Below are 23,259 nucleotides of genomic sequence, written 5' to 3'. Positions count from 1 at the left end.
GACAACAATGAAACTAGATTTACGCCAATTTTTTCGGGCGTGTAACCCCGCCAAAACCATAGACGTAGGGAACCCGGAAGAGCGAAAATATTATATCAATTTTTCCCAAGTTCGCGGAGGTACACTCATCGAACAAATTGCTCGCACCATTTCCCGTCTCTCCCCCGATAGCCCAACCTGTCAACTGTTTACCGGACATATCGGCTCGGGAAAATCGACAGAATTATTGCGCCTGAAAGCCGAATTAGAACAGCAGGAATTTCATGTAGTCTACTTCGAGTCCTCTAAAGACTTAGATATGGCTGATGTAGATATTACTGATATCCTGTTGGCGATCGCCCGTCAGGTCAGCGAAAGTGTAGAATCAATGAACATCAAACTTAACCCCACAGGCTTTAAAAACCTGATTCAGGGTTTACTTGATGTCATTAACACCCAAATTAATGTCAAAGCAGAACTGGCCATCCCTGGACTCTCGGAACCGGGGGAATTTTCCCTCACCGTCGGAATTGGTAAACTCACCGCTAAAGCCAAAGACTCCCGCGACCTGCGATCGCTATTACGACAATACCTCGAACCGCGCACTAATAATATCCTGGAAGCCATCAATCAAGAATTACTACTTCCAGCCATTCAACAACTCAAACAACAGGGAAAAGCCGGGTTAGTCGTCATTATTGATAACCTCGACCGGATCATGAATTCCAAAAGCGCCACCGGACGACCACAACCAGAATATTTATTTATCGATCGCGGCGACCAACTCAATCAACTTCAGTGCCATGTCGTTTATACTATTCCCATCGGGTTAATTTTCTCCAGCGACTTGGGACGACTAACCAGCCGATTTGCTAGTGAACCTAAAACATTACCCATGGTTCCGGTTAAATTTCCTGATGGTACACCATACCCAGAAGGTATTGAACATCTCCGAAAAATGGTCATGGTGCGAGCTTTTCCCGCTATTGACCTCAATAATTATACTCATTTAATTACTAAGGTTTTTGATAGTGCAGAAACTCTCGATCGCCTCTGTATTATGAGTGGTGGTCATGTCCGCACTTTACTCGCCCTCCTGTATAGTTGTTTACAACAAGAAGATCCACCTATTGTCAGGAGTATCTTGGAAAATGTCATCCGCCAACGTTCTCATCAGTTACTGTTGGCTATATCATCAGAAGAATGGCAACTCTTACGTCAGGTCGCCCAAACTAAAAAAATTATGGGTCTCAGGGAATATCAAACCCTCTTACGCAGTTTATGGGTCTTTGAATATCGCCATGAGGATGAATATTGGTTTGATATTAATCCAGTTATCGCCGAAGCCCATCAATTTAATCTGATTGACCTTTAATAGTTAGTTAGTATTAATACAGCTTGTTCGCAAGTAACTTAAAACATTACCCTCACCCTAAATCCCTCTCCTAGGCAGGGAGAGGGACTTTGAAATCGTATTACATGATTACTGAAAGGGCTGTACACCAATTTTATCGTAAAATGTTACCGATGTCAATACCGGTAAACTTTGATGATTAAAGGGACAACCAAACTATTAGGAATTGTTGGCTATCCTGTGGAACATTCTATGTCCCCAATTATGCACAACGCCGCGATCGCACATCTCGGCGTTGATTATGTCTATGTACCCTTTCCAGTCACTCCTGACCAGTTAGCATCAGCTTATCGAGGCTTTCAAGCTATCGGTGTTCAGGGATTTAATCTCACCATTCCCCACAAACAAGCCATTATTCCCCTACTAGATAATGTGTCTAAATTAGCCACAGCAGTAGGGGCAGTTAATACCGTTTGGTACAGTGATAAAGGTTGGAGTGGTACTAATACAGATGTAGCGGGTTTCTTGGCTCCTCTCAAGGATTTAAACTTCCCCAATTGGCATGAAAAAATCGCCGTAATTTTAGGCAATGGCGGCGCGTCTAGGGCCGTAGTCGCTGGTTGTGCTGAATTGGGAATGGCAGAAATTCATATCGTCGGCAGAAACCCCCAAAAGTTAGAAGAATTTAGGCAAAGTTGGCTACATTCTCCCCTTCCTATTAAGGTTAATGTTCACAATTGGCAGGAATTAAACCCCTTAATTAAACAAGCAGATTTATTGGTAAATACTACCCCGGTGGGAATGTCTCCCCATATCGATCGCTCTCCGGTAGATGCCGAAAATTTTGAGGGTTTAAAATCTGGGGCGATCGCCTACGATTTGATTTACACTCCCCGCCCTACCCGCTTTTTACAACTGGCTAAAAATCAAGGTGCTGTGGCGATCGATGGCTTAGAAATGCTGATTCAACAAGGAGCCGCCGCCCTGGAAATTTGGCTACAACAACCCATCCCGATCTCAGTAATGCGTCAATCTTTAATCATCGATAATTGAGCTATAATGGTAGGGGACGGGTCGGCTGTTAATTGTCAATTCCCCAGGACTGTTTTTGGGAACCCGCCCCTGGGGAATGGTGCATTAGTACCGACAGACTAAGACCCTAGCAAGTATTTTTAGGTACAATTTACATGGGGACGAAATTATGATAACCCTATATATTGTCTGTCTAACGGTGGGTGGAGTATGTGTCATATTAGCCGCTGTGGAGGGATTAGACGGTGTAGAGTTTGAGGGCGAATTTGATAGCGATGTAGAATTAGAACATCGCAGGGATGATACCGAAAACCAGCCCAGCCATAGATCCAAAAGAAAAACTCTCCGGTTAAGGCTGCCTTTTGGGAGTGTGCGCTTCTGGACTTTTGGGGTGTGCTTTTTTGGGTTGACCGGAACAATTATGTCAGTTTTGAACCCCGACTTAACCCCGGCTTTTGTGGCTACAGCAGCGATCGCTATTGGGGTGTCCTGCGGAACTGCTGTCGTGTGGGTCTTTGATATTCTGCGATCGCAACAAGCCAACAGTTTAGTTCAATCCCATGATTTCATTGGTCTATCCGCCATCGTGGAAATTCCCTTTAATAGAGACAGTCGTGGAAAAGTACGCCTCAGCGCCGGAGGGTCCGTGCTGTATTTGAGCGCAATTACTGAAGAAAATCAGGAATTTTCCCAGGGCGATCGCGTTTTTGTGGTAGGAATGGAGAAAAATAAAGTTTTGGTGGTCTCAGAAGCATCCTTCGGTGTCTCAGAAGCATAATCGACAAGTCCAACGTCAGGGTAAGCGGATAGGATGACCCGACATTTCACCTTTTAAATGTTTGCTCAAACCCTTTTGGGGGAAAAACTATGAATCAGAAATTTGTTGCATCTTTAGACAAACAGAACCAAGAAATAGTCGTCTTGGTAGCCCAGGCACAAATTCCGACTCAAGGAAGAAACACAAATCAGCTAAGTGATCAGATTATAACTGCCCTACCCATAGCCCTATCAATTTTTGGAGTATTGGTTTTAATCTGGTTTCTCAATGTCTTTATGCAGATTTGCAAACCCAGTGAGGTCCTGATTTTGTCTGGTCGCAAACACCGTACCAAAGACGGACGGGAGGTAGGTTATCGGGTGATTTTTGGTGGACGGGCTATTTGTATTCCCATTCTGGAAACCGTCAAAACCATGGACTTGCGGACAATGCCAGTTCCCGTTGAAGTCAAAAACGCCTACTCCAAAGGGGGAACACCCCTAAATATTCAAGCGATCGCCAATGTGAAAATCTCCAACGATCCTGAAGTCGTCGGAAATGCGATCGAAAGATTTTTAGACCGCGATCGCTCCGAAATTTCCCGCGTTGCTCGCGAAACCCTAGAAGGAAACCTGCGGGGAGTTGTTAGCACCCTCACCCCCGAACAGCTTAACGAAGACCGCCTACGGTTCGCTGAACATATCGCTGAGGATGTTTCCAGGGATTTAGCCAGATTAGGATTACAATTAGACACCCTCAAAATTCAGAGCGTCTCTGATGATGTCGATTATCTTAACTCCATCGGTCGGCGCCAAATTGCTCTCATTGCCAGAGATGCCGAAATTGCCGAATCTAATGCTGTCGCTGAAGCTGAACAGGTAGAAGCCGACTGTCGCCGCCAATCGGAAGTCGCCCTAAGTCAAGCCAGAACCTTTGTCCAAAAGAAAGAAAACGAACTGCGGAAAATTCGCGCCGAACTTGAACAGCAAGCTAGGTCCGAAGAAGAACGCACCATCGCTGCTGGTAAAGAAGCCCGCGCTAGGGCTGAACAACTCCTGCAAACTGTCCGCGCTGAGTTGGAAAGGTTACGACTCGAAGCTGATACCGTCCTACCTGCGGACGCGGAACGACAAGCTAGGGAACTGCAAGCCAGAGGTAATGCGGCTGCTTTAGCGGAAAATGCCCGCGCGGCGGCGGAAGTAAACGACCTGATTAACGCAGTTTGGCAGGAAATGGGCGAGGATGCTTCGGAACTGTTCTACTTACAACAAATCGAGATGGTATTGCGGGAAGCTGCCCAAATTCCCCGCCGGGTTGGTCTGGAATATGTCAATGTGATTGATAGTGGAGACGGAGAAGCGATCGCTGGTTTGGTTCGCGCCTATCCGGAAATTTTCCGTCAATTCCTCGAAAGTGTCGATCGCACTTTGGGAATTAATGTATCTAGGACTTTGGGGAACACAAGCAGAAATTAAATAACAATCAGTAAATTTCATGGCAGCCCAACACAGGTATAGGAATTATGGAAATTATCATCGCCTTATTAGCAGCCCTAGGTTTAGGAAGCGGAGCCACTGTATTTATTATCCGCAATCTCTACTATATTTGTCAGCCTAGCGAAGTGTTGATTTTTGCGGGTAGTCGTCGCTCAACAGAAAATGATCGCACTGTGGGATATCGCCTGGTCAAAGGTGGTAGCAGCATTCGGACACCCCTGTTAGAACAAGCCTTTCACATGGATTTAACCAATATGATTATTGAGTTAAAGGTGGCTAATGCTTACTCGAAAGGAGGCATTCCTTTACAGGTTGATGGGGTGGCGAATATTAAAATTGCTGGGGAAGAACCCACAATTCATAATGCGATCGAGCGTTTATTGGGGAAAACTCGCCAGGAAATTGAACGCATTGCTAAAGATACTCTGGAAGGAAACCTGCGCGGGGTGTTAGCCAGCCTTACCCCTGAACAGGTCAATGGGGATAAATTGGCTTTTGCTAAAAGTCTCCTCGAAGAAGCTGAAGATGATTTACAACAACTGGGGTTGATTTTGGATACTCTCCAAATTCAAAATATTTCCGATGAGGTGGGGTATCTTGACTCGATTGGACGACAACAACGGGCGGAATTGTTTAGAGATTCTCGTGTCGCTGAAGCACAAGCTAAGGCTGATGCTGCTATCCGTACTGCGGAAAATCATAAAATGACTCAGTTGAAAAAGTTGGAAACTGAGGTAGAGGTATCTAAGGCGGAAGCTGAACGCCGGGTGGCTGATGCTATGACTAAACGGGCGGCGGTGGTCGCAGAGTCGGAGTCGGAAACAGCCGCTGAGGTGGCTAGGACTCAGGCTGAGGTCTCTGTTCAAAAAGAAAGGATTAAGCAGGTAGAACAGCAACTACAAGCTGATGTGGTCGCACCAGCAGAAGCGGAATGTAAAAAGGCGATCGCTAGGGCGCGTGGGGATGCTGCCCAAATTATTGAAGATGGGAAAGCTCAAGCTGAAGGTACACGACGGCTGGCTGAGTCCTGGAAAGCAGCCGGTCCTAATGCTCGGGAAATTTTCCTTTATCAGAAGTTGGAAGTCTTACTAAAAACTATGGCTTCTACTGTTCCTGAAATTACTGTTGATAGTGCTACTATTGTTGATGCTAATAAGGGGAATACAGCTTCTAAAATGGCGGCGTTTTTGGAAGAGTTGCGCCAAACTACCGGTATTGATGTGGCGACGGCTGTCCAAAATTGGGGCGGCGGTTCTTCTCAACCTCAACCTGCTTCAACAGCTAAAAATCTCAAATCTGCCCGCACTAATGGTCAAGCTGTACGCCGCACTAATGGCGCTGCACCTAAGCCAGAAGATACTACACAAAGCCTACAGACCGAGGTTAAACAACTACTTGATCATGTCGCACAAAATACTAAGAATAATGCTGAGGCTGAAGAGGCGATCGCTCAGGCTTTGCGACAGTATCCTAACCTCAAGCGTCGTTTACAGATGGTTTTCAAGTCTCAGGGAACTCAGGCGATCCGAAATATGTTTAATCACCCTACTATCTACATCCCTACCGCTATGCTGCAAATGTGGCTAGAACAGGATTAGATTCTATTCCCCCCCCTCTCCTCTAGGGTGGGGGATCTGTCTCTGGATCGGTCTATGCACAAAATGGCGTTTTTGTCAATAGGTCTAAAAATCGACCCCGCTTTCAACCCCAAAACTCGTGCATCGCCAGTTTTATTTTGTGGTCAGATAATAATTATAACCGCCACATAATCAGGGTTGTAGCCTTGATTTTGGGAAATAGACAGAGGAACCCCTTGGGTGCGATTTCCTAGAGAATAGCATAACCCCCATAATCTCGTCAACTTTTGGCGAGGTATTTGCCCTAAAATTGTATCAATTCTTAACAATATTTTAAAAATCAAATTTATCTAGCCGTATAAATTAGCAAAATTTATGTAATTTTCAGATTTGAGAACAATTAATAGAGGGTGTAGGTGTGGGGAGGTTTATATTCAAATTAATGTGATTGGATCTCATTTAACCTCTGACGTACTGCTTGCATATCCTGCCACATTAACCATTTAGGTTTACCAACATCTCGGGAGGAATTTCTGAGTAGGTATGCGGGGTGAAAAATCGGCATACATTGACGACCTTCCCACTGAAACCACTGACCGCGAATTTTAGTAATCGGGCGTTTATCTCCTAGAAGAGACTTAACTGCAGTCGCCCCCGTGAGGAGGATAATTTGAGGATTAATGAGGCGGATTTGTTCTAATAGATAAGGCTTACAGGCTTGGAGTTCTGAAGCAGTTGGGGTGCGATTTTCCGGGGGACGACAGCGGATAGCATTAGAAATATAAACTTCGGTATCTGTACTAAGTCCTACGGAGTCTAAAATCTTATCAAGAAGCTGTCCAGATCTACCCACAAAAGGAAGACCTTGTTCATCTTCATGTTGTCCTGGTGCTTCTCCGATAATCATAATGGGGGCGGTGGGGTTCCCACGACCAATCACAGCATGAGTGCGGTTTTTTCCCAGTTGACAGCGCGAGCACCTATTACAATGATCAGCAATTTGTGCAAGAGTTTGATAGGTTCCCGGCGGTATGGGAGTATGAGCATTTTTGGGAATTTCTTCTAGGTCAAAATCTACGGACTCAGGGTCTTGATTAAGACTAGGAATATCGAAAAGGCTGAGTTGTTGGTCTTGGTTAGACATGAATTTCTAAGTAAAAGTTCAAATCCTGGTATATGCTGAACTGGGATAGTTGCAACTATGAGCCACACCAGTCATTATATATCTAACGGGACTGCTAAGGATGAACCGATTATGTTCCCTAACCCACTATTTCGCGATCGCACCCATGCCGGGGAGGAACTAGCTCAGGTAGTTATTGATAAGATTACCACCGACTCCCCTGGGGCTATGAGTCCGTTGGTGTATGCTTTACCGAGGGGGGGTTTACCCGTGGCTGAACCGATAGCCCGCCGTTTGGCTTGTCCCCTCAGTGTAATTGTGGCTAAAAAAATCACCCAGCCAGATAATCCCGAGTTAGCATTAGGGGCTGTTACTGCTGATGGTTATGTGATTTGGTCTAACCGTCGTCCTAGCCAGTTTTGGGAAAGCCATTCTATTCTGCGTGACGCACAAGAAAAAGCCTATAGTCAATGGCAGGAATTCGCCACCTATTGTCCTTCTAATTCGGTTAAGGATAATTTAATTATAGTAGTTGATGATGGTATTGCTACGGGTATGACTATGGTAGCGGCGATTAAGGCTTTGCGATCGCAAAAACCCGGCGCTATTTGGATTTGTGTTCCCCTCGCACCTATCGAGTTAGTCAATTCTTTACAACAGTTATGCGATCGACTAATTATCCTAGCCACACCAGAAGTTTTCCTGAGTGTTAGCCGTTTTTATCAGGAATTTGACCAGGTGGAAACTACTATAGCGATCGCCTGTCTTCAGCAGCAAACAGAATGGTTATCTTAGATTTTGATATGGGAGGCAATAATTATCATCATCTCACAGTTTTTACCCAGATACTTGATTAAATTAGTCTACCCTCATCTTGATAATTAATCAGATCATTTTCCTCAGTTTCCAGGTGAAACTCAATACGACTTTGTATAACTATTTCCTCAATTACATCTGGTGCTTTTCCTTGTGTTAAAACTGCATCAAAACGGTGCATCAGTTCGGGGATATTGATGACTTCTTCTATAGACTCTAAATATCTTTGAACAATAGCTTTTATATGATATTTAGCTGTAGCTTGTTTCTTAACTTGATCTAAAACTTCCTCCGGTGGCTGTTCAGTTTTCACAACAAAGGTAATAGGGTATCTCTGTACTTTATCGATATCTAAGAAATATTTACCAGCATCAATAGTTTCTGTCACTTGGAAGAATTTACCTAGGGGTTTCATCACAAAATCTATACCACCATCATTCGCATTAGTTCTACCAGTTTTATACAAAATTAAGTATTCAGTATTTAGACTATTAGGAGACCCAGTAGATTTTTTGCTCTCCGTAATACTGTTTTAAAATCGCATAACTCACAATTTCAAACACTCTGGCATCTACATCCTTGTTTAAAAAACTGCGAATAAACTCAATAGCTTGTAAAGGGTCTTGGTTATGAATCTCAATCATCTGTTTACAATAGATAATAAACTGACTAAAAGACTGTCTTCTGGCTATCACAAAAGCATCTATAATATCTATGATTGCCTCAGCAATGTTGATTTGATTACCATTGATAGAAACCTGAAGCAGATTTTCATTTATCCAGTATCTATTAGTTTTTGTATCTCTGATTACCGGTACATAAGATAAAGTGGGGAAGTATTTTTTAAACTCCTGATTTAGTCGATGATTCAGGGCATGATTTTGCAGTTTATTCCCAAAGGGAAGTTGTCTTTGTCTCTGTAAAAGATTAATAAACTGAGCCCCTTCATAATCATCATAGCCACCTCTAATGTGAAATTTATTATTGAGATAGTCTTCAACTAATACATAGATAGCATAGTGGTTAGCAAATCCAGCCCGTGATTTAGAACCTCGATTAGCAGCTTTGGTTTTAATATTGAGATATTGCAATAACTCACTATTTATCAAAACTTGCTCTCCCTGATTGGGAAAATGAGAATTGAGAATTTCGATAATCTTTAGAGTGAATTCATGCTGTAGTATCGGCATCAAAAATACTGGGTTGAATGAATTGATTTGTAGGAAAATTGGTATTTTGTTTAGTCTGATTTTTCGCGGGTGGTAGTAGCTTTTCTCCTTGGTATTCTTGCCATCCTAAAACCCGCCTTAGACCAATTTTAAGATATTCTTCTTGAGATTCTATACTCATAGAAATTCGTCCTAAGCGTTTAGCTACGGCTGCAGTGGTAAAAGTTCCAGCAAAGGGATCAAGTACCAAATCATGTGTGTTGGTACTTGCTAGAATAATTCTTTCTAACAATGATTCTGGTTTCTGTGCTGGATGATTTTCATATTCTGCCATGCGATACCTTACACGGGGAAAATACCAGACATTACCAGGCACTTTTTCACTGTTGTATTGAGTAGGTACTGGTTTTCTATAATCAATTAATTTACGTTGTGCGCCAGTCTTGGCTTCCACTTTAATATCGGCTGAATTGAAAATATAATTTTTCTGGTCTTTCACGCAATGAAGTATGGGTTCATACATAGACCCAAAATATTTCTTTGCTTGCACTCCAGAACTATCATAATGCCAGACAATACGACTAAGAATTGACATTTTTTGCCGCAAGTAAATATCAAAGTATGGCATAGATTGAGTGCTGGTCATTACATATAATGTTCCGTTAGGTTTCAATACCCTGACACATTCATCAAGCCATTGATATGACCAATTGATATAATCTTCTTCGGAATTCCATTGGTCATGAAACTTGGAAAATTTCTTCCCTATATTGTAGGGAGGATCTGCAAAAATCAGATTCACAGAATTAGCTGCAATTTGACTAGATAAAATCTGAATTGCATCTCCATGAAATATAGTATTTCTATCATCTTGATACCGTTGAAACATAAGGATATATCGCCTTTAAAATTAGCCGCCACCCGATATTTTAGCCAGACAAGTAATCAGTTCATCAATTTCTGATGGCTGAGTGAAATAATGAACGCAGGCGCGAATACAGTCGGGGTCGAGGATAGTTCGCACTAAAATATTTTCCGATTCTAAGGCTCTGACTATCTGTGGGTGGGGGAGACTTTGGGTAACTTTAAATGATACTAAACCCGATTCTGGTGGAGAAGTGCGTAAACAATCAATTTGGGGAAGTTCTGATAAACGTTCCCATAGGTATTGACTAAGATTACAAATTTGTTGATAACGTTCGGTGGCAGTTCCCCATTGGTTATGAATAGCGATCGCCTCTCGTAAACCCACCATCAAAGGATAAGCTGAGGTGGCTATTTCATAGCGTCTTCCGTCAGATTTCCAATTAGTCGGTGTTCCCCTTTCGTCAACTTCAATACCCCGCCACCCGATAAAAGTAGGACTCAGATCTGATACAGCATCAGGACTGACATATAAACCCCCTAAACCCTCTGGACCACATAACCATTTATGACCCGTAAAACCATAAAAATCTACTCCAGATTCCGCTAAATTTAACGGCAGAACCCCTACAGACTGCGCCGCATCCACCAATACCCTAACCCCTCCTGAAGCGGCTTTACAGGCTTGCATAATCGCGGTGAGAGGCAAAACCTGTCCTGTATTCCATAAGATATGACTAATTACTACCAGGCGAGTGTTGGATTTGATTCGAGATGCGATCGCCTCTACCGGATCACCCTCATTTAAAGTCTCTAACAGGGGACAGACAGATACCTCTATCTGAAACCGCCGCACCAATTCCCCCACCGTGGCCACTACCCCTGGGTGTTCACAATCCGAGATTAATAGATGATCTCCTCGTTGCCAATCAATCCCCCATAGGGCAATATTACAGCCTACGGTCACATCTTCCGTCAGGGTAATAGTTGCAGATTGTACCCCTAACTCAGAGGCGATCGCCTCCCGTGTTAAGCCTAACTCCTGCTGAACCCAGCTATTTACCTTTTGGGAAAAAGGACCACACTCCTGGACAAACTGATAGGATTTGATAATCTTATCCATCGAGACTTGTGGCAAGGGTCCCTGTCCCCCATAGTTAAAATATGCCTTATTCTCCAAAGCTGGAAAATTTTGTCGGTGGGTTTCTAATGACTTGTTCATGGGTATCAGATATCGCCTTATGATCCACTTTTACCACGAATTTTCAACAACTAACCCATCTACATCAGAATTGGTGCTACCATAGCCTATAATCATAAATTTACCTTGCCCATCCTCAACAATATTAATGCTGATCGAAGATCAACAGCTTCTATTTTACCAACGTTGCGATCGACGGGCCTTTTTAGATGTCTACGGCGATCGCACCCTGAAAGAACCCCCTAGCGATTTTCTCCTGAAATTGATAGCTGATAGTGTCACCTATCGAAAAACTATCATTGCCGATCGCATTTATTCACAGCCTAAATATCCCCCACAAGACTGGGAAGCCGGAATGCAAGCTACCCTAGAATTGATGCGGCAGGGAGTAGATTATATTTACCGTGGGGTGTTATTATATCATAGCCATTCCTCCGATTCTGCTTATGGCGATCGCTCCTTTTTTGACCAACTCCCTGAACAGGTAAGTTATCTCAGTCGCCCAGATTTGTTAGTCAAAAAACCTGGGGCTTCCCAGTTTGGTGATTGGCTATATATCCCCCAAGATATCCGCCTAGGAAAACGTCCGAAACTTGATTATCAAATTGTAGCCGTATTTCATGGGGAAATATTGGCGGCGATTCAAGGGGTAATGCCAGAAGAAGTGGTGCTACTATTACGCGATCGCGGTGCTTATTCCGTAGACCTCAAACAGCGACTTCCTCAAATGCGGGAAATTGTCCAGGATTATCTGACTCTGATCAAAAACGCTCAGGAACCGGATATTTTTATCAGTCGCCAAAAATGCAGTCTCTGTCAATGGTATACTAACTGCCATGATATTGCTAAATCCCAAAAAAATATCTGTTTATTACCAGGAATTACCCCCATTCGTCAAACTCGCCTTAATAGTTTAAATTTGACCAGTGTTGAGTCTCTCGCACAAACTCAACCCGAAATCCTCCAAACTTATCCAGAGTTTGATAATGGTGTCGCTGTCCAAGTAATTAGGCAAGCTGAATCTGTTTGGAAAAATCAAGCCATTCTCAAGCAAAATATTGATGATATTATTAATGTTAAACTATCGACAAAAACCAGCCATAAATATCTGCCAGATCCCTTTTGGTTACAATCACCTGTAGAACTATATTTTGATATTGAAGCACAGCCGGATCTAAACTTAGATTATCTTCATGGTGTGTTGGTAGTTGATAGGCGATCGCAAAGGGAAAAATTCTATCCCTTATTAGCCGAAACTACCGCCGATGAACAAATAGCCTGGGAGCATTTTTTAACCCTCGTGTGGCGATATCCCATTGCGCCAATTTTCCACTTTTGCGACTATGAAGCCAAAACTATTAGCCGTTTGGCTAAACTGTATCAGACTCCATCTTATTTGTGGCGACCTTTGATTAAACGCTTAGTTGATGTTCATTATCAAATTGTAGAAACCGTCACATTACCTGTGGAAAGCTACGCCTTAAAATCGATCGCACGCTGGATGGGTTTTGAGTGGCGAGATGCTAAGGCTAATGGCGCGCAATGTGTTTGTTGGTATGAGGAATGGTTAAAAACAGGCGATCGCACTTTATTAGATGCGATCGTTCGTTATAATGAAGATGATTGTCGCGCTACCTATCACGTTAGACGGTGGTTAGCTGATTTTATCCAAAGTCAATCTGTTGGCGCAGAAGTCAATTTTTTGTAGGTCAACTTCTAATAGGTAAATAATGAGTCACTTGTTTAAATTTGAGGATGATTTTGTCTCTTCTCTACGCTGTATTCCTATGGCGGTTCGCTACAAACTCGATACCTGTGGGGTTAAATTAAAACTAGCCCACTGGAATCAATTTCCCCTGTCGGTGCGTCAACAATTAGTACAACAGCCAACCGAAACCCAAGACGATATTAATACCTATCGTAATTTACTGCAAGATTTCGCGAGTAAATATACAGATATACCCCTAAAAGATTTGCCAGTTGATTCACAGCCAGCTTGGTTAGATGCTAGTCAAGTTCCTGAAGCCGTCCAAAATAAAGCCGCCGAAACCCATTTACAAATTTCTGTAGAACAGTGGGAAAAACTCACACCTATCCAGCGTTTTGCATTGATTAAACTCAGTCGTTCTAACCATGAAAACGCCAACTTTATTCCAGCCATGAAAGAGTTTAACTTAACAGATGCGGGGTAGTTGTTCCCCACTGAGTAAGTCAACAATGCGAGTCGATCCGATTTTACTTCGCATAGTCACTAATCCCCCAGCTTTGTCTTGAACTTGACCAATCACAGACGCTTGGGGATTTTTGGCAGTTAAAATTGAGCAGGTTTTTTCAACATCCTTAGCAGGTATAAAAGCCACAAAACGACCTTCATTCGCTACATAAATAGGGTCAAAACCCAGAATTTCACAGGCTCCTTGGACATCTTCCCGGATGGGTAGTTGATTCTCGTCTATTTCCATTTGTAAGTTACTGGCTGTCGCTATTTCATGTAAAGCACTAGCTAAACCACCTCTAGTTAAATCCCGCAAACAGTGAATTTCTACCCCTGCATTTAATAATTCTAAAACCAGGTCAGCCACTGGTGCAGAATCACTCTCAATTGTGGTTTCAAATTCCAACCCTTCACGCACTGCCATAATAGCAATACCATGACGACCTAAATCACCACTAACTAAGATGATATCACCTGGCTGTACAGACTCAGGACAAATCCTTAATTCATGTTCAATAATTCCAATTCCTGCTGTATTAATAAATATGCCATCTCCCTTGCCGCGATCTACTACTTTGGTGTCCCCGGTAACAATCTGAATATCAGCCCCTTTAGCTGCCATTTGCATCCTTTGAATGATTTGCCATAAAGTGGTCATGGGTAGTCCTTCTTCGAGGATAAATCCCACGCTAAGATATAAAGGACGCGCCCCCGCCATAGCTAAATCATTCACAGTTCCATAAATTGCCATTGAACCGATATCTCCCCCTGGAAAAAATAGGGGATTAACCACATAAGAATCTGTGGTCATTGCGATTTTTTTGCCCGTTAAAGTCAGGGTGGTTGCATCATGGGGAATATCTGATGATGTGCCGAAGGCGGGACGAAACATTTGCTCAATTAATTGATTCATTAATCGTCCACCACCACCGTGGGCTAATAAAACTTGGGGATAGTTGTCAATGGGAATAGGACAGGTTAAATTAAAGTCGGGGTTGCTTTCCATGGGTTAATTAATTGGCTGAAATTTGCTGTTGCTCAGATGTTCTTGTATAATATACAATATCGTGATAACTGTTAAAGACACTGTGGCTGATAAATTTTACAGCTATCCCCGATTTTGGATCTATACTATCACTTTATTTTTGGGCTATACTGTGGCTGGGTGGTTCCTGGCGGCGTTTGAGGTTCCCTGGTTGGTGTGGTTAATCACTTTCGCGGTTATCCTACATTTGGCTAAGGTCGGGGAAGAAGCTATTGTTTTGGCGAATGCTTGGCTAGTGTTGATTATGTTTATTGGCACTATTCTCAAGACATGGCCAACGGTGTGGCTGCCAGATTTACCATTCCAAAATGCACCCCTTTGGGCGATGATTTTAATGGGATTATGGGCTTTTTCTATACTGCTAATTATGGCTTTAGCATGGGGTCGCACTATCCTATCTACGGTGGGTTTAAATGACGATCGCCTTTTTTATATACTACTGGGTATCCCGGGGGTCGCTTTCATAGTCGGTTCGGTAATTTTTCGCTTAGGTTGGATGATTTAATATGAACAGGAAATCTCAACAATATCCGAGAAATTTACCTCGGATTCAACCCCCAAATGCTGATGAATATTTACAAAAAATGACTCCCGAAGTTTTGGCAAGTTTTAACCCCCAACAACTGGCAGAAATTCGGCAAACTTTAGATGCAGCTATACCCCAACCTTCCTCGAAAATTGTCGATCTGAGATTTACTGTCGATTTGATTATAGATCGGTTTTATGTGGTGGTTTTCGTGGGTAAGGAACGCCGACAAAAAAAGCGATCGCCTTTCTTTACCCAAGCCCATAAAATTGCTAATATCATAGCCGCTTCCTTATTGCTCATCGGCTTAAACCTGATGATTAGTGCTATCATATTTCTGCTGCTATATTTAATCAAATCAGCTTTAGGAATTGACTTATTTCCAGGGGAACACCTGATAGACATTTTACCTATCAATTAAAATTTTAATCCTCACTTTATAATTGGTCTGGTGCGTCAGTCATCAATTATCGGGTTTTTCTCCTGGTTTTCCCTGTCTGACGCACCCTACTATATAATTGGTCTAATAATCTAATACCTTTCCAAGTAATTCCCCCGTGGGGTAGGGCGGGTTTATTAATATCGTCGTGGGGAATTGAGAATTGACAGCAGAACGCGCCCCTACAATAATTAATTATTAATTATTAATTATTAATTATTAATTAATTCTGATTTAGGGTGAGGGTAATATTTTAAGCTATTTCCGAACAAGTATTCTGGTGCGTCAGAAATAAATTATCGGGTTTTTCTGATGGTTTCTGGTGTCTGACGCACCCTACTGTAATAACTCGGTTTCTCCCTGGTGGCGGTAACGATAATAGGCGGCGCAAGCGCCTTCCGAAGAAACCATGGGCGCACCGAGGGGATGTTCTGGTTTACAGCGGGTTCCAAAGGCGGGACACTGATGGGGTTTTTTGATTCCCTGCATAATTTGACCGCTAATACATTCGCTATAATTATCCGGTTGTGGCGGTGACAAATTAAACCGATTTTCTGCGTCAAATTCCGCGTAGGGCGATCGCAACCCTAAACCACTTTCGGAAATTTCTCCTATGCCGCGCCATTGACGATTGACTACTTCAAATACTTGTGATATAATGGTTTGTGCCGTCTTATTTCCCTCTCTTTGTACCGAACGAGTGTATTGATTTTCTAATGTAGCTTGTCCCTCTTCTAGCTGTTTAATACATAGATAAATCCCCTGAAGAATATCTACAGGTTCAAAACCAGTCACAACAATGGGAATATTATATTTTTTTACAATCGGCTCATATTCAGTGTATCCCATCACTGTGCAAACATGACCAGCCGCTAAAAACCCCTGTACTAGACAGTTATAACTAGATAAAATAGCCGCGATCGCCGGAGGAACTAACACATGAGAAACCAGCATCGAAAAATTCTCAATTGAGAGTTCTTTGGCTTGATAAACCGCCATAGCTGTAGCGGGTGCTGTAGTTTCAAAGCCGACCGCCAAAAATACCACCTGTTTGTCGGGGTTATTCTGAGCAATTTTTAAACTATCTAAAGGGGAATAAACGATGCGAATATCTCCCCCCATAGCCTTAACTGAAAGCAAGTCTTTTTCGGTTCCAGGGACTCGTAACATATCCCCAAAGGAACAGAGAATAGTATTAGGAAGGGTGGCTATTTCAACAGCGCGATCAATCATGTGAATGGGAGTCACACAGACGGGACATCCAGGGCCATGAATTAAAGTAATTTGTTCAGGTAATAACTTGTCAATGCCATATTTAACAATGGAGTGGGTTTGTCCCCCACAAATTTCCATGATTGTCCAGGGTTGGCTAGTAATAGATGCGATCGCCTGAGCGTATTTTTGGGACAATTCCAAATCCCGATACTCATCCACAAATTTCATCTTGATATGTCCCCATAAGCTGCTGTGATGTTATTCAGCTTGACCATGATAGATGAAAGGTGGATCAGTTTTGGTAGTCGAAAAAACCGCCTCAACTAATAAGATCCTACCCTTCACCTAATTTTTGTCATTAACGGAATGGTGGAGAAAAGAGTAAACCCCCATTAGTCCATAGCTCATTTTCATTGCGAGGAAGATTAAACTGGGAACCTGCACCTAAATTGCGATCGTAAACTTCCGCATAGTTTCCGACGTGCCTAATCACCCTAGCAGCAAAATCATTAGTTAAACCCATTCCTGTACCTAAATCCCCTTCCACGCCAAGAAAACGGCGAATGGTAGGATTCTCGCTAGTTTGGGCAATTTCTTCGACATTAGCTTGAGTAATTCCTAGTTCTTCGGCTTCAAACAAAGCAAATGTCACCCATTTGACGGTATCAAACCAAGCTGAGTCATTATTGAGGGTTACAGGTCCGAGGGGTTCCTTAGACATAGTAACATCCAGGATAATATGATCATTGGGGTTGGGAAGGGTGCTGCGACGAGCGAGGAGTTGAGATTTATCAGAGGTCATACCTTCACAACGACCCTCAGCATAAGCCGCATAGGCGGGGTCAGCCTGTTGGAATGTCACGGTCTCAAAGGTGATACCCCGTTCGCGCATATTATCAGTAAGATTAAGTTCGGTGGTAGTTCCCGCTTCTACACAGACGGCGCGATCCTGAAAATCTTCTAAGCTGGTAATTCCACTATCTGCGCGAACCATCATACCCTGACCATCATGGAATGTGGTAGGGGCAAATTCCATCCCTACAGATGTATCACGGCTGAGAGTCCAGGTAGTATTGCGCGAAAGCATATCTACTTCCCCGGCTCTCATGGCTTCAAAACGTTCTGTGGAATCTAAGTTCCGATACTGAACTGCATTAGGGTCATCAAATAAGGCTGCTGCTACGGCTTTACAGACATCTACATCTAAGCCAGAGTATTCGCCACTCTGATCAACAAAACTGAAGCCAGGAATACCACCATCTACCCCACAAATGAGGACTCCTCGGTTTTTGACAACATTTAGGCGACTTTGACCGCTGCCTCCGGCGGCTAGTCCGTCAGAACCTGGAGATCCTCCGGGTTCACAAGCTGTGAGTGATAAGGCTGACAAGCAACTTACCAATAATAGAAAACCTCGTTTACCCATAGTTTTTGAATTGTCTTTGAATCGGTTTACATATCGCCACTAAGCCACCCACTATTAAGGTTTGCACCTATCAGGGAGACTTAGGAGAAGAGGGAGAGCCCAATTAATTGGCAACCCGAGGACAGGACTATCTTACAACAGCCTGAGAAGGGAGTTGACAATTTTCATAAACTTACCTTAATTTGGCGATATCGTTCGTGGACAATTTCAAGGGAGTTTGACATAAATTGGCTATATATCGCGATCTTCGGGGAAATTGTGGGGGGGTAATATATAGAGCGATCGCACACTATACTCCGTCCCTATTGAATATTAAGCCATTGATTCCCCAGACAGACGAGCCTCGGCTAGGTCACGAATTAGAGATATACGAGAGTTGATATACTCATCCAACATATCCACCTCCTGACCATTGATGCTTGACTGACTCTTTAGGCGACCCATCAAGCACTGAACCAGGCTATCATCATCCAGACTAACTAAATGTGAAGGTTGGGTATTTTCAACTAAAGACCAAAGTTGACGGAGCATTGTTGGAGTCATAAGACCTCCTTATGGTTTGTTCATTTTCTCCCCAAAGCCGGGAGTGGGTGAGCGTCTTAGATATGCAGCCTGTTCACACTAATCTTAAATTTGTGGTGGCCGCCTTTATTTTTTCTTTATAGTCTCAACCATAACTCAAATTCGCCTGATCAAACATCAAATTACACAAGATTTCACATGATTTACAAATCTCTTAACCAACTGAAGCATAACTTGACATAAAGGGTTAATTGTAATAATTTATACAAACTTATGGCAGATAATTCTCAGAGAGTCTTCTAGTGGTAGCTGATCTGCTCAGTTATGGAGGCTAATTATTTATAATTATTAATTACCCACCGCCACAGGGGATGAGTCGAACCCTGTTGGCGAATTTTGAGGACTTGTCTTTCTAGGCGTTGGCGATAACGAAGGGGGAAACCCATAAGAATGTTGCGACTTTGCCAAAGTAAGGTGCTGGTAGTCATGCCTACACATATACCTAAACCGATCGCAGATAGGCGATTATGAAATAGGCCGTGGCGGACTGTAGCCCAGGTAAAATGTTCCATGAGTAGGGAAATGTCCGATCGCATTCCCCACAAACTCAGTGAGCCAATAACCAACCATAATAGGATAATCACCAGCCAGCGACTCCAAATTATCAACTCATGGAGTCGTTTCATTTGAGTTTTCAGGACTGGATCATCTAATGAGGGTTCAGGATAGGACATGGGACTGTAATTATTTATTTTTCCCTAGACACTGGCTGAGGTTCATCATTAGGGACGATGGTTGACTTAGACGCTTTGCGATCGCGCCACCAACCCAGGAGGGTACTAGCAATAAAAATACTAGAGTAGGAACCTGCAATAAAACCTATAATCAGGGTGAGGGCAAAATATTTGAGAGTTTCCCCGCCAAACAGGAAAATGCAAAACAGGGGTAGGATGGTGGTAACTGTGGTATTGATAGAGCGCGCCAAGGTTTGGTTAACGGCATTATCAACGACTTCCCCGGTAGAAGCATCAGGCATTTGTTTCAAGATTTCCCGGATGCGATCGTAAATTACCACGGTGTCATTAACAGAAAACCCGATAATTGTCAAGAGGGCTACTAAAAATAGGGTATCGGCTTCTAAGCCAAAAACCAGACCGAAAATGGAGAATATCCCCATAGTCAGAAAAACATCATGGAATAGGGCGACAAATGCAAATACTGCATAGTCAAACTGGAACCGGAAAGTTAGATAGACGGTAATTCCGGCGAAAGCGACGAGTAAGGCTTGGAGTCCAGAAATAAAGATTTGACGGCCGAGAGTTGGTCCCACGGTGTCGATTTGGGTAGCGAGGGGGTCAAAAACTCCGATCGCCTCTCGCAAGGCGGCTTCTAGCTGAGTTCGTTCATCAACATTGAGGTTTTTAGTGCGAACGGAAACAATTTGGCGATCGCGTTGAATGGGGTCTTTATCCAAAAGTTGAATGGAACTGCTACCCAAGTCCTGAGCCTGCAAAACTTCCCGCACCTGGTCAATCTCAATGGGGCCATCACAATTACCGGGAACAGTGCAATCAAGTTCCAACTGGAGGCGAGTTCCTCCCACAAAGTCTAGTCCGGGGCGTATGGGTGAGCCAATATCAGGATTAGTCCAGGAAATTAACATCCCCACTATTCCGGCGAGGATAACCGCCGCCGAAATCATCCACCAAAGCGATCGCCGTTTTGTCACACTAAAAGTCATAGTTTCAGATCAAGCCATAATTTAGGGGCAACACAAGAGTTGAGAAAACCATCAAACCTAATTAGTCTTAGGGAGATTTGGACAAAACAATTCAGGCTTGCGGAACTCAGGTAAACTAATCACGGTAAACATGAGAGTGCGGCTAAAGGTAACAGCGGTAAACATACTCACAGCCACCCCCAAACCGAGGGTAAGGGCAAATCCCTTCACCAGTCCAGTTCCCAGCCAGAACAGAGCGGCACAAGCAATACCAGTGGTAACATTTCCATCCAGGATACTGCCAAAAGCCCGATAAAAACCAGACTCGACGGAACGATAGAGGGTTTTTCCGGCTCGGAGTTCTTCCCGGGTGCGTTCAAAAATCAGGACGTTAGCATCAACAGCCATACCGATACTAAGGATAAACCCAGCAATTCCCGGTAGGGTAAGGGTAACTCCCAAGAGGGCAAAAATGGCTAGGGTAAATAAGGCGTAAACCACCAAAGCCACATCAGCGATCGCTCCTGGTAGGCGATAATAAGCCACCATAAAAATTAGCACCAAAATCAAGCCGCCACTGCCGGCATAAATACTGCGCTGAATGCTATCACGTCCCAGAGTTGCACCGACGGTGCGGTTTTCGACAATTTCCACCGGAACCGGAAGCGCTCCCCCTCGCAATTGTACGGCGAGATCATTAGCTTCGGCGGCGCTAAAATTGCCGGTAATTACGGCACTTCCCCCGGTAATTCCGGTATCGGCAAATTCCACGGAAACGGTGGGAGAACTTAACAGACTGTCATCTAAAAAGATGCCAATGGTGCGTCCTGTCCCGGCTAAGTTTTTGGTAAGTTCAGCAAAATTTCTGCCGCCTTCACTATTAAAGCGCAGGACAATTTCCCAACCATTCCCCCCTTGAGTGGGTTGGGGGAAGGCATCTTGTAGCTGCTGGCCGCGAATTATGGGTTCTTTATAGAATGAGGCGATCGCCTGATTACTTTCATTGAGTTGTTGGAGGAGTTGTTCGAGTCTATCATCGTCTCCGGTGGCGATCGCCTGTCTTAAATCAGCATCTAATGCTCGATTAACCTGTATTTCCGCAAAAAGCTCTCCCTCAGTCCCCGGTCTTTGCTCCCGGAAATCCAACTGAGCCGTCCCTCCCAAAACCCGTTCCGCTTGTTCTGGGTCACTGACACCGGGGAGTTGCACCAGAATCTGATCATCTCCTACAGTTTGCACCACAGCCTCAGAAACACCCAAACCGTTGACACGGTTTTCGATGACACTCTGAACCCCCTCCAAAACCCGCTCATCAATGCGTGGCACATCATCGGAGGTTTGCAACTGAATTGTGAGTTGAGAACCACCCCGCAAGTCTAGTCCCAGGCGAATAGGAACCCGGACCAAAATAATCAGGGAAGTGATGACCAGGAGTAAGATCAGGAAAAGGAGCGATCGCTGTTTTCGCATACTGAATTCAAAATCAGGGATAACGACTCATTTTATCATTAAAATCCGATCCCACGCCGAACTACCAGGAAAGCCATGGAACTTCACCCCAACTCAACCCAGAAGTCCAGACGCGGAACCCATTAAGCTATACCTGGTGGGATAACATCTTCTGAACCGCCTCCAGAACCTGTTCCGGCTGTACAATCGTCAACCTTTCCAACATCCCGTTATAGGGGGTAGGGATATCCTGGGAGGAAAGCCGCAACACAGGAGCATCAAGTTCATCAAAGAAATTATCATTAATCGAGGCGGTCAGTTCCGCCCCAATTCCCCCGGTTTTCATGCACTCTTCCACAATAATCACACGGTGAGTTTTCCGAATCGACTCGCCAATGGTATTCAGGTCTAAAGGCTTGAGGGAAATTAAATCAATCACCTCTGGGTCAAAACCCTGTTTCACCATAGCCGGAACCGCCTGCATTACATGATGGCGCATCCGAGAGTAGGTAAGAATCGTGACATCTTTACCCGATCGCACAATTTCCGCCTGGTCAATAGGAACCAAATATTCCTCTTCCGGTAGATCTTCCTTGAGGTTATACAGCAGGACGTGCTCAAAGAACAAAACCGGGTTATCATCCCGAATTGCCGATTTGAGTAGACCCTTAGCATTATAGGGCGTAGAACAGGCGACAATTTTTAGACCCGGAACCGCTTGGAAATAGGACTCTAGGCGTTGAGAGTGTTCGGCTCCCAATTGACGACCCACCCCGCCGGGTCCACGAATTACCAAAGGCATTTTAAAGTTACCCCCGGAAGTGTAGCGCAGCATTCCACCATTATTAGCAATTTGGTTGAAAGCCAGCAGCAGGAATCCCATGTTCATCCCTTCGATTATGGGTCGCAGTCCGGTCATAGCGGCACCAACTGCCATCCCTGTGAAACTATTTTCAGCAATGGGGGTATCGAGAACTCGCAGATCCCCATATTTCTTATGCAAGTCTTTGGTCACTTTGTAGGAACCACCATAGTGACCTACATCTTCCCCTAGAACCAATACAGCAGGATCGCGAGCCATTTCTTCGTCAGTGGCTTGACGCAGTGCATTAAAAAGTAGAGTCTGTGCCATGAAGATTATCCGAGTATAGTGGATTAATTATTTTAACCAGGGAAGGCGACACAAATATAGAGTAGGCGCGACTCTGTAGGGGCGGGTGCTAGAGCAGCCACGGGAGAAACCAGCCCACTGAAAGCGATCGCCCTAACCTAACCCTAACCCTAACCCACGATTCCCACGGCCAGTAGGGGCGGGTGCTAGAGCAGCCACGGGA

The 23,259-nt window shown here is 43.9% G+C and carries 24 protein-coding genes; 10 read left to right on the top strand and 14 right to left on the bottom strand.

All coding sequences use genetic code 11. The annotated features are described in order from the left end of the window. Positions 1-7: 7 nt before the first annotated feature. The 5 genes from P5683_RS01150 (at position 8) to P5683_RS01130 (ending at position 6,216) form a co-directional block, all read left to right on the top strand. Positions 8-1,354, top strand: a complete 1,347-nt coding sequence (locus tag P5683_RS01150; protein ID WP_193520475.1) for an ATP-binding protein — start codon at positions 8-10, stop codon at positions 1,352-1,354. A gap of 174 nt (positions 1,355-1,528) precedes the next feature. Further along, complete coding sequence (locus tag P5683_RS01145) at positions 1,529-2,386, top strand: shikimate dehydrogenase (RefSeq protein ID WP_315638737.1); 858 nt, start codon at positions 1,529-1,531, stop codon at positions 2,384-2,386. A 148-nt stretch (positions 2,387-2,534) separates the two neighbouring features. Further along, positions 2,535-3,143: a hypothetical protein gene (locus tag P5683_RS01140; RefSeq protein ID WP_006621926.1), complete on the top strand. Its 609-nt coding sequence runs from the start codon at positions 2,535-2,537 to the stop codon at positions 3,141-3,143. 89 nt (positions 3,144-3,232) lie between these two features. Then, positions 3,233-4,597, top strand: a complete 1,365-nt coding sequence (locus P5683_RS01135; protein ID WP_006621925.1) for a flotillin family protein — start codon at positions 3,233-3,235, stop codon at positions 4,595-4,597. Between the two features lie 47 nt (positions 4,598-4,644). Then, positions 4,645-6,216, top strand: a complete 1,572-nt coding sequence (locus tag P5683_RS01130) for a flotillin family protein (protein WP_006621924.1) — start codon at positions 4,645-4,647, stop codon at positions 6,214-6,216. A gap of 143 nt (positions 6,217-6,359) precedes the next feature. On the opposite strand, the gene P5683_RS01125 is transcribed toward P5683_RS01130, so the two are convergent. Both P5683_RS01125 and P5683_RS01120 read right to left on the bottom strand, forming a co-directional pair. Further along, positions 6,360-6,539, bottom strand: a complete 180-nt coding sequence (locus P5683_RS01125) for a hypothetical protein (RefSeq protein ID WP_006621923.1) — start codon at positions 6,537-6,539, stop codon at positions 6,360-6,362. 95 nt (positions 6,540-6,634) lie between these two features. Beyond that, positions 6,635-7,339, bottom strand: coding sequence for a uracil-DNA glycosylase family protein (locus P5683_RS01120; protein ID WP_006621922.1), 705 nt, complete (start codon positions 7,337-7,339; stop codon positions 6,635-6,637). A 57-nt stretch (positions 7,340-7,396) separates the two neighbouring features. Between P5683_RS01120 and P5683_RS01115 the strand changes: the two genes are divergently transcribed. After that, on the top strand, positions 7,397-8,113 hold the full coding sequence (locus P5683_RS01115; protein WP_006621921.1) for a phosphoribosyltransferase: 717 nt from the start codon (positions 7,397-7,399) through the stop codon (positions 8,111-8,113). Between the two features lie 58 nt (positions 8,114-8,171). Here P5683_RS01115 and P5683_RS01110 read toward each other — a convergent pair whose 3' ends face one another. The 4 genes from P5683_RS01110 to P5683_RS01095 are packed head-to-tail and all read right to left on the bottom strand — an operon-like array spanning position 8,172 to position 11,389. After that, positions 8,172-8,600: a hypothetical protein gene (locus P5683_RS01110; protein ID WP_006621920.1), complete on the bottom strand. Its 429-nt coding sequence runs from the start codon at positions 8,598-8,600 to the stop codon at positions 8,172-8,174. Between the two features lie 25 nt (positions 8,601-8,625). Then, positions 8,626-9,324, bottom strand: a complete 699-nt coding sequence (locus P5683_RS01105) for a hypothetical protein (protein ID WP_006621919.1) — start codon at positions 9,322-9,324, stop codon at positions 8,626-8,628. After that, the gene (gene yhdJ, locus P5683_RS01100; RefSeq protein WP_006668885.1) at positions 9,305-10,192 is read right to left on the bottom strand and encodes an adenine-specific DNA-methyltransferase; all 888 of its coding nucleotides are present in this window, start codon (positions 10,190-10,192) and stop codon (positions 9,305-9,307) included. Before yhdJ ends, P5683_RS01105 begins: the two co-directional genes overlap by 20 nt. Before the next feature lie 21 nt (positions 10,193-10,213). Then, positions 10,214-11,389, bottom strand: coding sequence for an aminotransferase class V-fold PLP-dependent enzyme (locus P5683_RS01095; RefSeq protein ID WP_006621917.1), 1,176 nt, complete (start codon positions 11,387-11,389; stop codon positions 10,214-10,216). A 127-nt stretch (positions 11,390-11,516) separates the two neighbouring features. Between P5683_RS01095 and P5683_RS01090 the strand changes: the two genes are divergently transcribed. Together P5683_RS01090 and P5683_RS01085 are read left to right on the top strand one after the other, a co-directional pair. Next, the gene (locus P5683_RS01090) at positions 11,517-13,076 is read left to right on the top strand and encodes a TM0106 family RecB-like putative nuclease (RefSeq protein ID WP_006668884.1); all 1,560 of its coding nucleotides are present in this window, start codon (positions 11,517-11,519) and stop codon (positions 13,074-13,076) included. 22 nt (positions 13,077-13,098) lie between these two features. Continuing rightward, a complete protein-coding gene (locus P5683_RS01085) occupies positions 13,099-13,560 on the top strand; it encodes a nitrate reductase associated protein (RefSeq protein ID WP_006621915.1) in 462 nt (153 codons plus the stop codon). Here the strand turns inward: P5683_RS01085 and hypE are convergent. Next, positions 13,543-14,589: a hydrogenase expression/formation protein HypE gene (gene hypE, locus P5683_RS01080; protein ID WP_006621914.1), complete on the bottom strand. Its 1,047-nt coding sequence runs from the start codon at positions 14,587-14,589 to the stop codon at positions 13,543-13,545. The two genes, P5683_RS01085 and hypE, sit on opposite strands and share 18 nt — an antisense overlap. A gap of 61 nt (positions 14,590-14,650) precedes the next feature. Between hypE and P5683_RS01075 the strand changes: the two genes are divergently transcribed. After that, on the top strand, positions 14,651-15,133 hold the full coding sequence (locus P5683_RS01075; protein ID WP_006668883.1) for a hypothetical protein: 483 nt from the start codon (positions 14,651-14,653) through the stop codon (positions 15,131-15,133). Position 15,134: 1 nt separating this feature from the next. Continuing rightward, a complete protein-coding gene (locus tag P5683_RS01070) occupies positions 15,135-15,575 on the top strand; it encodes a hypothetical protein (protein ID WP_006621912.1) in 441 nt (146 codons plus the stop codon). A gap of 354 nt (positions 15,576-15,929) precedes the next feature. On the opposite strand, the gene hypD is transcribed toward P5683_RS01070, so the two are convergent. From hypD to P5683_RS01035, 7 genes are all read right to left on the bottom strand, one after another. After that, positions 15,930-17,036: a hydrogenase formation protein HypD gene (gene hypD, locus P5683_RS01065; RefSeq protein WP_315638747.1), complete on the bottom strand. Its 1,107-nt coding sequence runs from the start codon at positions 17,034-17,036 to the stop codon at positions 15,930-15,932. A gap of 130 nt (positions 17,037-17,166) precedes the next feature. Further along, positions 17,167-18,234, bottom strand: a complete 1,068-nt coding sequence (locus P5683_RS01060; protein WP_006621910.1) for an amino acid ABC transporter substrate-binding protein — start codon at positions 18,232-18,234, stop codon at positions 17,167-17,169. A 312-nt stretch (positions 18,235-18,546) separates the two neighbouring features. After that, positions 18,547-18,777, bottom strand: a complete 231-nt coding sequence (locus tag P5683_RS01055; protein WP_006668881.1) for a hypothetical protein — start codon at positions 18,775-18,777, stop codon at positions 18,547-18,549. Positions 18,778-19,091: 314 nt separating this feature from the next. Beyond that, complete coding sequence (locus P5683_RS01050; RefSeq protein ID WP_006668879.1) at positions 19,092-19,490, bottom strand: hypothetical protein; 399 nt, start codon at positions 19,488-19,490, stop codon at positions 19,092-19,094. A 14-nt stretch (positions 19,491-19,504) separates the two neighbouring features. Beyond that, a complete protein-coding gene (gene secF, locus P5683_RS01045; RefSeq protein ID WP_008052940.1) occupies positions 19,505-20,497 on the bottom strand; it encodes a protein translocase subunit SecF in 993 nt (330 codons plus the stop codon). Positions 20,498-20,554: 57 nt separating this feature from the next. Further along, complete coding sequence (gene secD / locus P5683_RS01040; RefSeq protein WP_006621903.1) at positions 20,555-21,946, bottom strand: protein translocase subunit SecD; 1,392 nt, start codon at positions 21,944-21,946, stop codon at positions 20,555-20,557. Between the two features lie 127 nt (positions 21,947-22,073). Continuing rightward, complete coding sequence (locus P5683_RS01035; protein WP_006621902.1) at positions 22,074-23,057, bottom strand: alpha-ketoacid dehydrogenase subunit beta; 984 nt, start codon at positions 23,055-23,057, stop codon at positions 22,074-22,076. Between the last annotated feature and the right edge of the window lie 202 nt (positions 23,058-23,259).

Origin of the sequence: Limnospira sp. PMC 1279.21 (assembly GCF_032349615.1) — a bacterium.
Taxonomy (GTDB): Bacteria; Cyanobacteriota; Cyanobacteriia; order Cyanobacteriales; family Microcoleaceae; genus Limnospira; species Limnospira fusiformis.
This window is presented reverse-complemented; position numbering and strand designations above follow the sequence as displayed.